General features: G+C 57.8%; 15 protein-coding genes, 2 tRNA genes and 1 pseudogene. 7 read left to right on the top strand and 11 right to left on the bottom strand.

The window, feature by feature from the left end:
* Positions 1-21: 21 nt before the first annotated feature.
* The 9 genes and pseudogenes from rpoA2 to ABSG49_RS10045 form a co-directional block, all read right to left on the bottom strand.
* Positions 22-1,197, bottom strand: a complete 1,176-nt coding sequence (gene rpoA2 / locus ABSG49_RS10085; RefSeq protein ID WP_424026000.1) for a DNA-directed RNA polymerase subunit A'' — start codon at positions 1,195-1,197, stop codon at positions 22-24.
* Between the two features lies 1 nt (position 1,198).
* Positions 1,199-3,838 (bottom strand): DNA-directed RNA polymerase subunit A', encoded by a 2,640-nt coding sequence (locus tag ABSG49_RS10080; protein ID WP_424025999.1) that lies wholly within the window; start codon positions 3,836-3,838, stop codon positions 1,199-1,201.
* Between the two features lies 1 nt (position 3,839).
* Positions 3,840-5,654, bottom strand: a complete 1,815-nt coding sequence (gene rpoB / locus ABSG49_RS10075) for a DNA-directed RNA polymerase subunit B (RefSeq protein WP_424025998.1) — start codon at positions 5,652-5,654, stop codon at positions 3,840-3,842.
* Positions 5,654-7,210 (bottom strand): DNA-directed RNA polymerase subunit B'', encoded by a 1,557-nt coding sequence (locus tag ABSG49_RS10070; RefSeq protein WP_424026022.1) that lies wholly within the window; start codon positions 7,208-7,210, stop codon positions 5,654-5,656. Before ABSG49_RS10070 ends, rpoB begins: the two co-directional genes overlap by 1 nt.
* A 17-nt stretch (positions 7,211-7,227) precedes the next feature.
* Positions 7,228-7,479 carry a DNA-directed RNA polymerase subunit H gene (locus ABSG49_RS10065; protein WP_424025997.1) on the bottom strand — a complete coding sequence of 84 codons (252 nt, stop codon included), beginning with the start codon at positions 7,477-7,479 and terminating at the stop codon, positions 7,228-7,230.
* A 76-nt stretch (positions 7,480-7,555) separates the two neighbouring features.
* Positions 7,556-7,629: transfer RNA gene (locus tag ABSG49_RS10060), tRNA-Lys, on the bottom strand.
* A gap of 117 nt (positions 7,630-7,746) precedes the next feature.
* Positions 7,747-8,135: pseudogene (locus tag ABSG49_RS10055) on the bottom strand (hypothetical protein).
* Positions 8,136-8,207: 72 nt separating this feature from the next.
* Complete coding sequence (locus ABSG49_RS10050) at positions 8,208-8,843, bottom strand: response regulator (RefSeq protein WP_424025996.1); 636 nt, start codon at positions 8,841-8,843, stop codon at positions 8,208-8,210.
* Positions 8,843-9,202, bottom strand: a complete 360-nt coding sequence (locus ABSG49_RS10045) for a roadblock/LC7 domain-containing protein (protein WP_424025995.1) — start codon at positions 9,200-9,202, stop codon at positions 8,843-8,845. Before ABSG49_RS10045 ends, ABSG49_RS10050 begins: the two co-directional genes overlap by 1 nt.
* 254 nt (positions 9,203-9,456) lie before the next feature.
* On the opposite strand from ABSG49_RS10045, the gene ABSG49_RS10040 reads away from it, so the two are divergent.
* From ABSG49_RS10040 to ABSG49_RS10015, 6 genes are all read left to right on the top strand, one after another.
* Positions 9,457-9,579, top strand: coding sequence for a hypothetical protein (locus tag ABSG49_RS10040; protein WP_424025994.1), 123 nt, complete (start codon positions 9,457-9,459; stop codon positions 9,577-9,579).
* A 22-nt stretch (positions 9,580-9,601) separates the two neighbouring features.
* A tRNA-Pro gene (locus ABSG49_RS10035) sits at positions 9,602-9,675 on the top strand.
* A 32-nt stretch (positions 9,676-9,707) separates the two neighbouring features.
* Positions 9,708-10,571, top strand: coding sequence for a damage-control phosphatase ARMT1 family protein (locus tag ABSG49_RS10030; protein ID WP_424025993.1), 864 nt, complete (start codon positions 9,708-9,710; stop codon positions 10,569-10,571).
* A 205-nt stretch (positions 10,572-10,776) separates the two neighbouring features.
* Positions 10,777-11,238: an NfeD family protein gene (locus tag ABSG49_RS10025; RefSeq protein ID WP_424025992.1), complete on the top strand. Its 462-nt coding sequence runs from the start codon at positions 10,777-10,779 to the stop codon at positions 11,236-11,238.
* 1 nt (position 11,239) lies between these two features.
* On the top strand, positions 11,240-12,340 hold the full coding sequence (locus ABSG49_RS10020; RefSeq protein WP_424025991.1) for an SPFH domain-containing protein: 1,101 nt from the start codon (positions 11,240-11,242) through the stop codon (positions 12,338-12,340).
* Positions 12,341-12,494: 154 nt separating this feature from the next.
* Positions 12,495-13,523, top strand: a complete 1,029-nt coding sequence (locus tag ABSG49_RS10015) for a 6-phosphofructokinase (protein ID WP_424025990.1) — start codon at positions 12,495-12,497, stop codon at positions 13,521-13,523.
* 26 nt (positions 13,524-13,549) lie between these two features.
* Here the strand turns inward: ABSG49_RS10015 and ABSG49_RS10010 are convergent, their stop codons facing one another.
* Positions 13,550-14,851: a site-2 protease family protein gene (locus tag ABSG49_RS10010; RefSeq protein WP_424025989.1), complete on the bottom strand. Its 1,302-nt coding sequence runs from the start codon at positions 14,849-14,851 to the stop codon at positions 13,550-13,552.
* A gap of 117 nt (positions 14,852-14,968) precedes the next feature.
* On the opposite strand from ABSG49_RS10010, the gene ABSG49_RS10005 reads away from it, so the two are divergent.
* A complete protein-coding gene (locus ABSG49_RS10005) occupies positions 14,969-15,202 on the top strand; it encodes a hypothetical protein (protein WP_424025988.1) in 234 nt (77 codons plus the stop codon).
* A gap of 17 nt (positions 15,203-15,219) precedes the next feature.
* Here the strand turns inward: ABSG49_RS10005 and rnhB are convergent, their stop codons facing one another.
* Positions 15,220-15,858: a ribonuclease HII gene (rnhB, locus tag ABSG49_RS10000; protein WP_424025987.1), complete on the bottom strand. Its 639-nt coding sequence runs from the start codon at positions 15,856-15,858 to the stop codon at positions 15,220-15,222.
* Between the last annotated feature and the right edge of the window lie 47 nt (positions 15,859-15,905).

Below are 15,905 nucleotides of genomic sequence, written 5' to 3'. Positions count from 1 at the left end.
TCCTCGTAGGTTTTTCAAGTTTCAATTGTCGTGTTGTCTGACTGCGATCAGTTTCACATCGCCGGTTCCCAGCTGGATCGGCTGGCCGACGATGACATTCTCGGTCACGCCGCTCAGTTCGTCAACTTCATTTGCGACGGCCGCATCGAGCAGGTGGTTGACCGTCACTTCGAACGCGGCACGGGAGAGGACGCTCTCCTTCTCGCCCGCAATACCGTGACGGCCGATCTGCTTGACTTCGCCTTCCATGCACATCATGTCGGAGACGAGCATGAGGTGCCGGACATCGACGAGGATACCCTGCTCGTTGAGCGTGGAAACCGCTTCGTGGATGACGGCATTTCTCGCTGCCTCGATACCGAGGACCTGCGCGATCTCGCTGATGTTGTTGGTGCGGGTTCTCGTGGTGTCCACACCAGCGACATCAAATACATCCTTAAGGTTGGATCCTTCAGTATAAAGTATATACTCCCCGGTCTCTTTCCTGACGACAACCCGGAGGATGTCATCGATGCCCTGCACGATCACGTTCCTGACGTGCTCGGCGAGCTGGAAGAGGTTCTGGTAACTCTCCTTGTCCTTGGGAGAGAAGATGATCGTCGCAGACGACTCGTCGATATCGTGTTCGAAATCCCGGTAGTGCCGGCGTTCGCGAATCTTCTTGGGCGCCGCTTCCATGATCTCCATGGGGGATATCTTGCGCTTGTCGCAGACCTTGGTGTTCAGGTGCACGACCACGTGCATGTTCTCCATGTCCGTGGTGATGTCGCCGAACTCGTGGAGCGGGGCTGCCTCGATCTGCCAGCTGACTTCCCGGGCCTTGTCCCGGTCAATGCCGTACTCCGGCTCAAGGAAGACGGTCATGGTCGGCGTGCTGGGCTCCTTCCGTGCGTCCATGATCTCGATGAGACGCGGGAGACCGAGTGTAACGTTGATCTCGGCGACACCCGCATAGTGGAATGTCCGCATCGTCATCTGTGTGCCGGGCTCCCCGATCGACTGGGCCGCAATGATGCCCACTGCCTCGCATGCCTCGATCCGGGTGCTCTGGTACTCGGCGTTGACACGCTCAAGGATCTGCTTGAACTGGGTGTCGGTGATCTCCTTTTCGGCAAGGAACTTTCGGAGCTGATCTTTTGTCTTCTGGGGGAGGGCAGCTGCCTCGATTTTCTTGTTGAACTTGTCAGCGAGCACCATGTTATACCTCCTCCTTGAGAATTGCCTCGACGATACCCTTGACATCGACCGGGTCGCCGAATGCGCTCTTTGTCGGGTCGGTCCCGTCCTCACCGTATTCGAACTGGATGATCCTGCCGCCGGTCGACCGCACGGTACCGTCGTATGCGACCTTGAGGTCCTGCAGCGCGTTGATCATCCTGCGCTGGAGGTACCCGCTCTGAGACGTACGGACTGCCGTATCGACAAGCCCTTCACGGCCACCGATCGCATGGAAGAAGAACTCGGTCGGGTTGAGCCCGCCCTTGTAGCTGTGCTGGATGAACCCGTGGGCATCCGAGCCGCGGTCGCCTTTCCTGAAGTGCGGGAGCGTCCGGTCATCATAACCACGGACGATACGCTCACCACGGACGGACTGCTGGCCGATACAACCGGCCATCTGGGTCAGGTTCAGCATCGAACCCCGGGCACCGGAGACCGCCATGACGACGGCGCTGTTCCCGAGACCGAGGTGACGGCCGGCGATCTGACCGGTCAGGTCACGGGCCTTCCCGAGCACCTGCATGATCTGCATCTCGAGGGTTTCCTCAACGGTACGCCCGGGCATCGGCTCGAGCTGGCCGTCCTCGTAGATCTTGATGCGGCGATCGACATCGAGCGCTGCATTCTTCAGCACGTCGTCGATCTGGCCGTACTCGGTCTTGGAGAGGTCTTCATCGTCGATACCAAACGAGAACCCGTCGAGCATGATCCCACGGATCGAGAGCTTGGTCAGGTCATCGATGAACTTCGTCGCCCGCTTCATGCCCTGCTGGCGGATGACGCGGTTGACGATCTGGCCGTCGAATGCACCGATCGCTTTCTTGTCGATGGTCCCCATCTGGAGCTTGCCATCGATGATGCGCACATACGCATCCCGCTCGCACTGCTCTTTTTTACAGACATCGCAGTTCAGGCAGGAACTGGCCTTGAAGACCATGTTGAGGTTTTCCGGGAGGATAACCGAGAAGACCTGCTTGTTACTCCAGTATTCGACGCCGTCCTCCACCTTGCCGGGCTCGGGCATGCGCTCGATACCGGTATACCGGAGGAGGTAGAGCGCCTCATCCTTCTTGAACCAGCGCATATCATGCGTCAGCATGAAGATACCCGAGACATGGTCGTGGATCCCGCCGATGATCGGGCCGCCGAAACGGGGCGAGAGGATATTCTCCTGCACGGCAATGAGGATCGTTGCCTCAGCCCGGGCCTCCTCAGTCTGCGGCACGTGCATGTTCATCTCATCGCCATCGAAGTCGGCGTTGTAGGGCGGGCAGACGGCCGGGTTGAGCCGGAAGGTCCTGCCTTCCATCACCTTGACGCGGTGGGCCATGATACTCATGCGGTGCAGCGAGGGCTGACGGTTGAAGAGCACGACATCGTTATCGCGGAGCTGGCGTTCCACGGTATAGCCGGGCTCGATCATGTCGGCAACGGTGTCAAGGTTGTCGGCACCAAGCCGGAGCCGGCGGTTGTCGGGCCGGATCACGTAGTTCGCGCCGCAGGGTGCGTTGACATCAGGGCGGAGAGGACCGGTCCGGACGATCTGCCGGAGTTCCTCGATATTATAGGTGGTGACCCGGACGGGAATCGTCATCTCGTTTGCCACTGCCCGCGGGACGCCGACCTGTGCTACGGAGAGGTTCGGGTCCGGGGAGATGACGGTACGGGACGAGAAGTTCACACGCTTACCCGAGAGTGAGCCACGGAACCGCCCATCCTTGCCCTTGAGACGCTGCGAGAGCGTCTTTAAGGGCCGGCCGCTTCGGTGCCGGGCCGGGGGACAGCCGGCGACTTCGTTGTCGAGGTAGGTAGTAACATGGTACTGCAGGAGTTCCCAGAGGTCTTCGATGATCAGCTGGGGGGCGCCTGCATCCTGGTTCTCCTTGAACCGCTGGTTGATACGGATGATATCCACGAGCTTGTGGGTGAGGTCGTCTTCGGACCGCTGCCCGTTCTCGAGAATGATGGACGGCCGCATCGTGACCGGCGGAACCGGCAGCACGGTGAGGATCGTCCACTCGGGGCGGGCCACGTCCGGGTTGATACCGAGCGGGATTAAGTCCTCGTTCGGGATCTTCTCCATCCGGGCGCGGATGTCGGCAGGGGTGAGCTTGTGCTCCACCTTCTTGCCATCCTCGATGACGACTTCCGAAAAAGTCGTCGGCTTCTCGAAGTTGATCTTGAGCTGCTGTTCGCCGCAGTGGGGGCAGACGCGCTCCTTTTTCACATCCTTTTCCGAGAGCAGGTCGCCGGTCTGGTCATCTTCGGTACCGACCACTTTCTCGACCTCCTCGGGGCTTAAGAGCACCCGGCCGCAGGCACGGCAGGTGACACGCAGGAGTTTCCTGATCAGCCGCGTGTAGCCGACATGGATGACGGGCTTGGCGAGCTCGATGTGGCCAAAGTGCCCGGGGCACTCACTGGCCTTCTGGTCGCAGGTCTTGCACCGGAGACCGGGGTCGATGACCCCGAGGTTTAAGTCCATGAGGCCCTGCGGGTAGGGAAACCCGTCATCATCGTAGGTGTCCGCCCAGATGATCTTCCGGACGCTCATCTCGCGGATCTCCTTGGGGGATAACAGGCCGAACTCGATCTGTCCTATTCGTTTTGGGGATGGCATGTTACACCACGTCCTGTAATCTCAGTCTTGGGGCGATACCCATGCTCTTCATCTCGTCCAGCAGGAGCTTGAACGCGTAGCTCATCTCGACCGAGTAGATATCGGTCTCGTTGCCGCAGGCAAGGCAGCGGGTCATGTTGCGCTTGCGGTCGAGCATGGCAACCATGCCGCAGTGGGCGCACACATATTCGTTCACCTTGTCCGACTCGTCGAGCAGGCGTTCCTTGAGGGCCATGGCGGCACCGTGGCCGATCATGACATCCCGCTCCATCTCACCGAACCGGAGACCGCCTTCACGGGCACGGCCTTCAGTCGGCTGACGGGTCAGCACCTGCACCGGTCCGCGGGACCGTGCGTGCATCTTGGACGAGACCATGTGGTAGAGCTTCTGGTAGTAGATCACGCCGATGTAGACATCGGCCTTGAAGACCTTGCCGGTGATGCCGTCATACATGAGCTCGCGGCCGTTGTGGGAGAAACCGAGTTTCTTTAAGGAGGAACGGATGTCCGCCTCGCTCTCGCCACGGAATGCCGTGCCGTTGATGCGCCGGCCTTCAAGGGCGCCGACCTTGCCACCGATCATCTCGAGCATGTGCCCGATGGTCATGCGGCTCGGGATCGCGTGGGGGTTGATGACGAGGTCGGGGGTGAGGCCGCTCTCGGTGAAGGGCATGTCTTCCTGGTGGGCGATGAGACCAACAACACCCTTCTGCCCGTGCCGGGACGCGAACTTGTCGCCGACTTCCGGCACACGGAGGTCGCGGGTACGGACCTTCACGAGGCGTGAACTGTTCTCTCCCTCGGTGATGATGACCGTGTCGACAATACCGTGTTCGTTGCTGCGCATCGTGACAGATGTGTCGCGACGCTTCTCGACTGCGATCAGTTCCCCGGAGGGCTCCTCGAGGAACCGGGGCGGGGAGGTCTTACCAATCAGCACGTCCTTCTCCGCGACAACGGTCTCGGGGTTGATGACGCCGTCCTCGTCAAGGTTCTTGTACGACTCGGCACCATGGGCACCGGCCACGTCCTCTTCGGGGACTTCGATGCGGTCGATCTGGCCGCCGGGATACCGGCGCTCTTCGCCTTCGTAGGTCCTGAAGAAATGAGACCGGCCGAGACCGCGCTCGATCGAGGCCTTGTTGAAGATGAGCGCATCTTCAATGTTGTACCCTTCGTAACTGAGGATCGCGACAACGAAGTTCTGGCCTGCGGGCCGGTCGTCCGACCCGATCAGTTCCGAGGTCTGGGTATGGGTGAGCGGTTTCTGCACATAGTGGAGCAGGTGACCACGGGTGTCGGGGCGGAGCTTCATGTTCGCCGCGCCGAAGCCGAGCGCCTGCTTGACCATGCCTGCGCCCATCGTGACACGGGGACTTGCATTGTGCTCGGGGAACGGGACGTGTGCCGCACCGATACCCAGGATCAGGGAGGGGTCGATCTCGAGATGGGTGTGATCGGGGGTCACTTTTGAGAAATCCATGGCGATAAGGAGATCTTCCTCCTCTTCTGCATCGATGAACTCGATCATCCCGTGCTGAACAAAGTAGGCGATGTCGATCTCCTTCTTCGCGAGGCGTGCCAGATCGTCATCGCTGATAAGCGGTTCACCGTTTTTCAGGACGATGAGGGGGCGGCGTGCACGGCCGCGGTCGGTCAGGATGACGATATCGCCGTTGTACTGCTTGTGGGAGACGTTTACTTCCGGCGAGATCGCTCCCTGCCGGCGCATGCTCCGGATATTGGCGACCAGGGTCTTCGGGTCGTCTACGAGGCCGATCAGTGCCCCGTCAACAAATACGCGTGACTTCTTCATCAGACCTCACCCCGGATGTGCTCGACACCAAGGTTATGCAGGATGCGCATGATCTCTTCCTCATCCTCGACACCCTTGCTGATCTCCACCATCTGGGCGAAGTTCTTGACAAGACCACAATTCGGCCCTTCGGGCGTCTCACTCGGGCAGATCCGGCCCCACTGGGTCGGGTGCAGGTCACGAGCCTCGAAGTGAGGCTGTGACCGGGAGAGCGGGGAGATCACGCGGCGGAGGTGCGAGAGCACGGCCATGTGGTCGACCCGGTCGAGAAGCTGCGAAACGCCGGTCCTCCCGCCAACCCAGTTACCGGTGGCGAGCGGGTGGAGGAGACGTTCGGTCAGCACATCGGCGCGGACTGCGGTCGCGATCGAGAGGTCGCGGTGGCGCATGCTGGCGCGCTCGAGCTGGTACTTGATATCCCGGGTGAGCCGGTTGAGGGAGATACGGAAGAGGTCCTCCATCAGGTCGCCCGCGAGTTTCAGCCTTTTATTCGAGTAGTGGTCCTTGTCATCGATCCTGCGCTTGTTCAGCACAAGGTCGAAACAGGCCTCCGCCATGCGGCCAAGGAAGTGGGCCTTTGCAAGACGGACCGAGAGGACCGCTTCCTGGTAGCCCTCGTCGCCTTCCTTGAGGTTCACCGGCAATGAATAGTTGAGGTGCGGCAGGAGGTAGTTGTCCAGCACGAACTCTGCCCGCTTGCGCTGGTAGTCCTTGGTCTGGTTCGGGGCAAGCTTCTTGCCCACGTACATGATGCCTCCATCGACCGAGTCGCACTCGCTCTCTTCCAGGTTCTGCATCATGAACGTCAGGATATCCTCATCACCCGAGACTGCGTTCACGACCTCCTGGTCGTTTGTCATGCCCAGTGCCCGCATCAGGTCAACAAACTTCAGGTGGCCTGCAACGGACGGGAAGGAAACCTCGAGGAGGTTCTTCTTGTTCCGCTCTACAACCACCAGTGCGCGGTACCCGCGGAACTGCGAGAACACCTTGGCCACGTAGATCCGCTCGTTGTAGCGCTCGGTGAACTCGGTCATGATCTTGTTGGACGCAAGGTCCTCTAAAGTCATGAGCACGCGCTCGGTCCCGTTCACGATGAAATAGCCGCCGGGGTCAAACGCATCCTCACCATGGGAAACGCGCTGGGCGTCATCCATGCCGTACAGGTTACAGGCAAGCGACCCGACCATGATCGGGAGCTGCCCGATCGTCGTGATGATCGGCTCCTGCCGGTCATCCCCGTGCACGAGCGTAAGCCCGAGCTGGATGGGGGCCGCGTAGGTGAGGTTGCGAAGCCGCGCTTCGCTGGGATAAAGTTCCCCCTGCGACCCGTCCGCTTCCCGCACGAGCGGCTTTTTTACTTCGATTGTGCCCAGTTCCACCCAGACCGGCTCGTTGTTCTTGCCCCGGTTCTCGATGTCGGTCTCAATAACCCGCTGCTCGTTGACCACTTTCTGGAGATTGTGTTTCAGGAAATAATTGAAGGAGTCAAGCTGGTGGCGCGCAACATGCTCCCGTGAAAAATATGCCCTCGATAAAATACTTCTGTCAATCAGACTGACCAACCCCGGAATTACTTTTTCGGTCTCTTGACCACGAGACGATATGCCTCGGCCCTGCCAGCCGTATGACTCGCCCGGATAATTCGTATCACATCATCGGCATTTGCGCCGATCTCCCTGACGGCTGGATCGTCATGGTAGATTTTTGGTAATTGTTCGGTTGTAATGTTGTAGCGCGAGAGAAGTTCCGATACTTCCTCTTCGCTCATGATTTTATGATCAGGCACCATCACGTGCTCCAACACATTAAGTTTGGTGCTCAATGAAAAACCCCCTCACAGATGAACAGATTTCCTCTCAGATGCATCACCGCAAAAAACCCACGATTACTCGTGGCAACGGGCCCGGAGGGATTTGAACCCCCGACCACCTGGTTAAAAGCCAGGCGCTCTACCGAACTGAGCTACGAACCCAAGGCCTGCTACACAGACCAAGATGTACAGCATTATAACAATGCCAAAAAACTATATAAACATTCTGCATATACACGTACAAGCATTGTACCAGATACCAGAATGCTCTGTACCGGGTTATACCATCTCGGTGAATTTTTCATTGATCTCTTTCAGGCGCGGTTCGTCGGCCTGCAGCTTCGCTTCAAGGTTCTGGATCGCGACGGGATCATCCACGGGGACAACACGCCCCGGGTTGTTTACGCCGCATGAATTTTTCAGGACCTCCGCAGGTTTTTGTTCACGTCGATGAACTTGCGGAGTGCCACATATTCCTCGACGAGCCCTGCGTCAAAGCCGGCATTCTTTGCCACCAGCGTCTCCACGTTAACATTCGCTCTTTGCTCAAAGACGCGTTTGATCGCATCGGGAAGCTGTGCGGGATTGACCGGTTTTGAGACAAAATCCCCGATATTAAGGCAGTGCGGCTGCGCTTTTTCCGGCGTGATCTTCTTTGCCGAGAACATCAGCATCGGAAGGTCCCTGATGATAGGTGCCCGCATAGTTATTCAACTGTGTAATCGGGCATACAATAGGAATTATTTGGGAGACGGGGAACCGGACAGTTCCCCTTTGATCTGCTGGAAGCGGTTTTCCTGGAACGTGATGTTCATCTCCATGCTTTTTATCGCCCGGGAGATCTCGTCGCTGATACGGGCTTTCGAGTCATTGAAGTTATACGTGGTTTGCAGGATCTTCATCAGGCGCTTGTTCACATCGATGCTTTTACTCAGGCGTGCATATTCGCTGATGATCTCGTCGTCGAATCCCGACTGTTTTGCCATGTCCATGTCGGATCTGATGGACTGGCGGCGGCTGAGCACATGCTCGATTGCATCGTAGAGCTCGCGGTGGGTGATGGGCTTTAAGATATAGTCTTCAATATAGATCCCGTATTCCTGTGCTTCTGCAGGAGTGAGCTGTTTTGCCGTGAGCATCAGGACCGGGATCTCTTTTGTGTCCGGGTTCTCCTTGATCCGTTCGAGGGTCTCCCAACCGTCGACCGGTTCCATCATGATATCGAGCAGGATAAGATCCGGGGTGACTGTTTTTAAGATCTCAAGGCATTCCTCTCCCCCGTAAGCGGCGACAGTCCGGTACCCGCCGCGTTCCAGCATGGTGACGAAAACGTCGACAATAAACGGGCTGTCATCGACAACAAGGATGGTGAACATTACATTGCCTCCCCGATTTTGCGGGCGACCTGAAGCACCTCTGAGTGCACTTTCCCAAGATCCGCCTTCTCGTTTACGATGGCGGCAATAAGGAAGTTTTCTCCGGCCCCCATTACGAGAATGGACGAGTCCTGGGCACGGATGGTGATCGACATCATGGATTTCATCTTGATGATACTGCCCACAGATTCTGCAGAGGCAAGTATGGTTGCAGAAAGGGCCCCGAACCAGGGTTCGTTGAGCTCGCGGTCAAAACTTTTGCCGGCAATTATCCCGTCCCGGGATACAAGGGCACATGCTGCAACCCCGTCAATCGATCGAATCGTTTCAATAAATGCAGAGATCTTCTCTTTCAACATGCTGCTACTCCCGCTGCACTACCCTGTGTAATTGATAATACCCGATGGCAACGTAAATACATATTGTTTTTTGCCTTTCTATAATATCGCTGTTTCTGTGAAATCTCCAAGAATGCTGGTACTTCACGAAATTCAACTCCCGGTCACCCTCCATGAAGTGCTTGCAGGTATAGAGGATATCGAGGATGCGATCTACGAAAGCCCCGCCGGCGTGAAGGTGGTGCCGCTCCTGGTTGCCGACCGGGTGATTCTTCGTGGTTACCCCAGAGCTCTCATCGATGGCCGATGCGCTCAAGGCCAAGATCCTCTGCAAGGTCACTGGGGGACTCTTCCTCCTTTTTTTCTGCCGGTCCGCGTACGATAAGATACATAAGTGATATCGTCCAATAGTATGAGAACGGGGCCATAGGGTAGCCTGGCCATCCTAGGAGACTGGGGGTCTTCTGACCTGAGTTCAAATCTCAGTGGCCCCATGCATGTGTTGTTTTTTTAAGGGCTGCTGTTTATGAAGATCACGGAAACCTGCGTTGACTGCCTTCTTTCACGCGTCAATCTTGAGTGTTCCCTGTGCCGCGCAAATCCCGATCTCACGGATGCCGCTGCCCGTGCATGCCGGGGGGTTATTGATGAACTCCGCGGCCAGCCGCTCAGCCATCCGCAGATTGCAAGCCGCATCCACCGCCAGGCATATACCCTGCTGAACAATTCCGACCCGTTCGATGAACTCAAACGCCAGGGGAACCGCCAGGCAGGAGAGGTCTGCCGGCAGGTCCGGGGCCGGCTCCATACATTCAGGGATTATGTTCATGCAGCGGTAATCGCGAACATCTTTGATTACGGCGTCAAGGGCCATTCCGTCACCGGCGATTTTCTCTCATTTTTCAACAGCGAGTTCAAAAAAGACCTGTATATCGATGATACAGAAAAAATCCTGCCGCTCTGCTCCCGCGTCGTGTACTTAAGCGACAACTGTGGCGAGATCGTCTTCGACAAGCTGCTGATCCAGTACCTCAAGTCCCGGGGTTCTCACGTGACCCTTGCTGTGAAAGAGAGCCCGATCCTGAACGATGCCACCACAGACGACGCGCTCGCTCTCGGGCTTGATACCATTGTCGACCATCTCACGACAACGGGTGGCGGTGCGGATGCGGAGATCGGCATCTGCATGGACCTGATACCGGGCGATCTCCGGCAGGCCCTTGATGACTGCACGATCATCATTGCAAAGGGCATGGCAAACTTCGAGTCGCTCTCGGAGATGACGGATCTTCCCCCGGTCGCCTACCTCCTCGCAGCAAAATGCCAGCCCGTGGCCGACGAGATCGGAGTCCCGGTTGGCGTAAAAATCGCAAAGTTGCGAATGATGTAGCCAGGCACGATCTTCATCTTCATGTGCGGTCCCCGCATGAAGGCAGCACTGTGTATAATCACTGCCACGTTCTCGCTGTTTTATGAATATATATGTCCGCGTGCCGGCCGCATCACGCCGGATACCCAGACATTCCGGCTATAATAAAATAAAAGGCCGGATATTTTCCATATCTTTTTATCCGCCGGCAATCGAACACTGATCTATGGTGCTTCCGGATCTGGGGCTTTCCGTCGGGTGGTTGCTCATTGTCATCGGTGCCGTGCTTCTCCTTGTCGAGATACACTCCCCGGGTTTTTTTGCCACGGTGCCGGCCACGGTTATGATCTTTATCGGGATTTTGCTCCTCCTCGGCATTGACATCTTCAACTCGGGGTGGGGAGTCGTGATCGGCGTCGTTGTCGCAATCTGTGCCGCCGGCTTCACGGTCTGGATGTACGGCAGGATCACCCCGAACGAGAGCCCCACGACCATCAGCCGCGACTCGCTCGTGGGAAAAGAGGGGCTCGTGATAAAAAACGTTGACCCGAACACCCTTACCGGGAAGGTCATGATCGGGACCACCGAATGGAGCGCCCACTCGACCGGTGCGCCCATTCCCGTGGGGAAGAAGGTGAAAGTAGTTGACTCCGAAGGGGTCCATATCGTTGTTGAAGAGGTAGCATAATATGCCGTTTATTGATACGCTTATCGTCATATTCCTGATACTGGTCATTGTCGCAATATTTGCCAAAGGCGTCGTGATCATCCAGCCGTACGAGCAGGGCCTCCAGATCCGGCTCGGGCAGTACGTGGGCCGGATGAATCCCGGGTTCCGGTGGATCGTCCCGTTCGTCTCCGATGTGACGAAACTGGATCTCCGTACCACCGTCATGGAGATCCCCAAGCAGGAAGTGATCACGAAGGACAACTCCCCGACCAACGTCGATGCGATCGTCTACATCCGGGTGATCGACCCGGAGAAGGCATATTTCGAGGTCGCCAATTACCGGATGGCGACCGTGGCCCTTGCGCAGACAACTCTCCGCGGGGTCATCGGCGATATGGAACTCGACGAGGTGCTGTACAACCGCGAGCGGATCAATACGAAACTGCGGGACATCCTCGACCACGAGACCGACCAGTGGGGTGTCAAAGTCGAACGCGTGGAGATCAAGGAGGTCGACCCGGTCGAGGCGGTCAAGAATGCAATGACCGAGCAGACGGCAGCGGAGCGGGCACGACGGGCCGCTATCCTGCGGGCAGACGGTGAGAAGCGTTCCGCGATCCTCAAGGCGGAGGGTCTCCGGCAGAGCATGATCCTCGAGGCGGAAGGCGAACGGCAGAGCAAGGTACTCCGGGCCGAAGGTGAACGGCTCTCGCAGATCCTCCAGATGCAGGGTCAGGCACAGGGCCTCCGGATCCTCTCGGTCGGTGCCGCACCTCTTGACAAGAAAGCGATCACCGTGCTCTCGCTGGACGCCCTCAAGACGATGTCGGCCGGCCAGGCCACGAAGATCATCTTCCCGTTCGAGATCTCGCAGCTGATCCGACAGGGGGCAAAGTTCCTTGGAGCCGCGGACGAGACTCCGGATGAAACGACCGCACGGCCGGTCATGGACGAGAAGATCCTCGGCGAGATCCCGCAGCGCGAAGAGGTGGACGCGATACTCAAGGAGATCCAGGACGCTGTACCCAAGGTATCCGAGGACGAACTCAAGGACACCAGCAAACGGAAGGTCCCCGGGGAGCCGGAGAAGATCGACCTGAACCCCTCGGGCACGCAATAATCCTGCATTCTTTTTTCACTGATTCCGGATATTCACGTATCCCGGCAACCTCCCTGGTAAGGATCCAAAGCTCATTATGCATCGTTCACAATATCCGGAGATAGGAAGTGATAGAGACGTGAAGTCAGCAGGGGATCAGGAAAGAGGAAAGGGAGTGCATACGATCGGTATCCTCACCGGAGGTGGCGACTGTCCCGGGCTCAACGCGGCAATCCGTGCGGTCGTCCTCACGGGTCAGCTGTACGGGTATCATCTCATCGGCATCCGCAACGGGTGGCAGGGACTGCTCGATGTTGATATGGTTCCCCTTTCCGCACCGGAAGTATCCGGCATCATCTCCCGGGGCGGGACCATCCTTGGCACCTCGCGGACCGATCCCCTGCATGATCCGGCCGGCCTGGAGCGTATCCGGAAAAACAGGGAGAACGCCGGCATCAGTGCACTCGTGGTGATCGGGGGGAACGGCACGCTCTCGGCCGCATATGACCTGTCCAGGCAAGGGATCCCCATTGTCGGCGTGCCAAAAACCATTGACAACGATGTGGCCGGGACGGACCGGACGTTCGGGTTCGATACCGCGGTCTCGATCATCACGGACGCGATCGACCGGCTCCAGACCACCGCGGAGTCCCACCACCGGATCATGGTCGTCGAAGTGATGGGCAGGGACGCCGGCTGGATCGCACTTGAAGCGGGTATCGCAGGCGGGGCGGATGAGATCCTCATCCCGGAGATCCGGTTCTCCATGGACGAGGTGTGCGCGAACCTGAAGGCGCGGTACCAGGCCGGGAAAAAGTATTCCGTTGTCGTGGTGGCGGAAGGGACGCATCACGAGGAGATCGCCGGGGTCACCGTGCCGGCGTGCGACCGAGACGAATGCGGCCACGAGAAGTTCGTAGGGGTTGGAAACCTGCTCGCCCGGGAACTCGAACGCAGGCTTCAGATCGAGACGCGGGTGACGGTCCCCGGCTATGTCCAGCGCGGGGGCACCCCGTCAGCCACTGATCGGGTGCTCGCCACCCGGTTCGGTATTGCGGCGGTAGAACAGGTCCGGGACGGCAACTTCGGGTGCATGGTCGCCCTGCAGGGTGCACGGATCGGCACCGTCCCCTTAAAGGACGTGGCATCCCGTATAAAAACGGTCGACCCCGCAGATTACGCGCTTGCAAAAAAGGTCATGTAAAGGGAGGATCGGTTCCTGCTCCCTCCTCACAGGTGGAACAGTTTGGGGAGGATGAAGATCGAGAGGATGACAACCAGCATTGCGTAGCTGACAGCCGCTACGACGTATCCCGAATACCGGATAAGCCCTTTTTTATCGAGAAGCCGGTCAACCCCCTCCTTCATAATGTACCCGCCGTCAAGTGGGACGAGGGGGAGGGCATTGAACGTCCCGACAACAAGATTCCACCAGCCGCACCAGAAGAGGAGCTGGATGACGAGCCAGTAGAACGGGAACGGCACGTTCCACATCGCGGAACTGGCCGTATCGTTCATCAGGATCATGAATGATCCCCACTGGGAGGGGTTGAGGATCACCCAGATCGGGGCGGCGAGCAGAACGAGGAAACCGATCGGGCTCATGAGATTGTTGAAGATCTGCTTCAGCTGGCCGGCATCGTAGTACGACACCCCCATGAACCCGCTCGTCTTGTTGCTCAGTCCTGCCGGCCAGGACGTGAGGGTCAGGGTATGCGATTCGAGGGTCCCCTTGTTATCGATGAGGAGCGTTACGGTATCGCCGGGACGGGTCTTATCGAGGATCTTCGAAACATCGTCCCTCGTGGATATGCTGATGCCATTCACCTCCATGATCACCGAATCAGGTGGGAGACCGGCTACGTAGGCAGGGGAGCCCACGTAGACGCCGCTGACCAGCGGGGTGGCAAGGGGTACGGCAAAGCCGAGCAGGAAGATCAACAGTAAAAAACAGCACACACCGAGAACGATATTGTTGGTGATGCCCGCCCCGAACATCCGCATCTTTGCCAGCCCTTTCGTGTTCTCCTGGTCCTCCTCGTCCGGTTCGACAAAGGCGCCGATGGGGATGACCGGGATGAGGATCCCCATGGCCCTGACGCGGATGCCTTCGATCCTGCACAGGATCGCATGCCCGAATTCATGGACCACCATCGTGATGATCAGGCCGATGAGAACCGCAATCGTCAAGGGAATGAAATCGTTCAGGCCGGGGATGGCGAGGACGTTGCGCAGTTCGTTGACCGCGGTGGGCGCGGGCTTCTGTACGAGGGTGGTCTGGAGGGAGATGATGAGCATCGCTGTCATCATCACCGAGACGACGACGACCATGGCCACCCCGATCGTGCCGTAGAACCGGAAGAAGCGCCGATACCGGGCGAACCAGTCAAAAAAACCAACCCGATCCGTCTTGATCGCCATGATCGGGCCGTAGAAAGTGATATGGTCCTCCCATAGCCGCCGTGAACTGATATAATATGCGAGAATCGCGTAACATGCGATGATCACGGGAAGGACCAAAAACCAATCCATTACCAATTATGGCATTTTTAGAGAGATAAAGCACGCCGTTGTTGGAAGACTGCTCTCATCAGAGAGCAGGCTGGAGAAGAGCCGCAAGGCTCTTCGACTTGTCGAAAGCCATCAGACTTGAGACAGGAGAATGCTGAGGGTCATCAAACCCGAAGCAGGAGAAGCCCGAAGGTCTTCGAACGAGTTGCACAGCAATTCTTCGACTTCGGAAGGGTTTATCAAAACCCTGACGAGGAGAAGAATGCATCAGCATTCTTCGACCAGATCGAATTCGAAGAACCCTTGCGGGTTCTTCTCTTCCTCAAGGTTCTGATGAACCTTTCGGATTCTGATGAACCTTTCGGATTCTGATGAAGGTCTCGGATTCATCAAAAATCGAGCAGACTGCTCTGGGATTTTTTCGCTAAGATTGTGCCAACCGTCTTCCAGCTCTTCCGGGCGATGGGGGGGGGGGTTTTATGCTCGTCGATCCAGGTGGTCAGGAACCGGATGGTAACCGGGTCCGAGGGATACCCGCTGCCGATCTCCCCGTATTTTCTTGAAAGCGTGGCGATCGCCCGGTCACGGGTCACCTTGGCGATGATGCTTGCCGCGGAGACCACCGGAAATTTTTCATCGGCATGGTGTTCCGAGACGATCTCGCAGACAAGGTCAAGGTTGTTTTTCACCATCTCTGCATAGCGGAAGCAGTTGACATCGCACGCATCCACGTAGGCGCGAGCAGGGGAGAGTTTTGCGATCACCTGCGCATGGGCCCGGGCGACTGCGGAATTCAGGGTCATCTCGGCCCGGATCGCGTCGATCTCCCGGGCATCAATCCTGACCGTTGCGACCCTGCACCGTTTCCGGATCAGAGGGTACAGCCGCTCGCGTTCCTTTGGGGAGAGGAGCTTGGAGTCCTTTACCCCGAGATCGTCCAGCGCGTCTTCCGATGGCACGGCTACGGCAGCGACCACCAGCGGGCCCAGCACCGAGCCCTTCCCTGCCTCGTCAACGCCGCAGATCACATGAAGTGGTTGATGCGCAAATTATTTCAATGGCGATGATGGTAACC

Origin of the sequence: Methanoregula sp. (assembly GCF_049510175.1) — an archaeon.
GTDB lineage: Archaea > Halobacteriota > Methanomicrobia > Methanomicrobiales > Methanospirillaceae > Methanoregula.
Note: the sequence above shows the minus strand (reverse complement) of the source record. Positions and strands in the feature narration are given on the sequence as shown.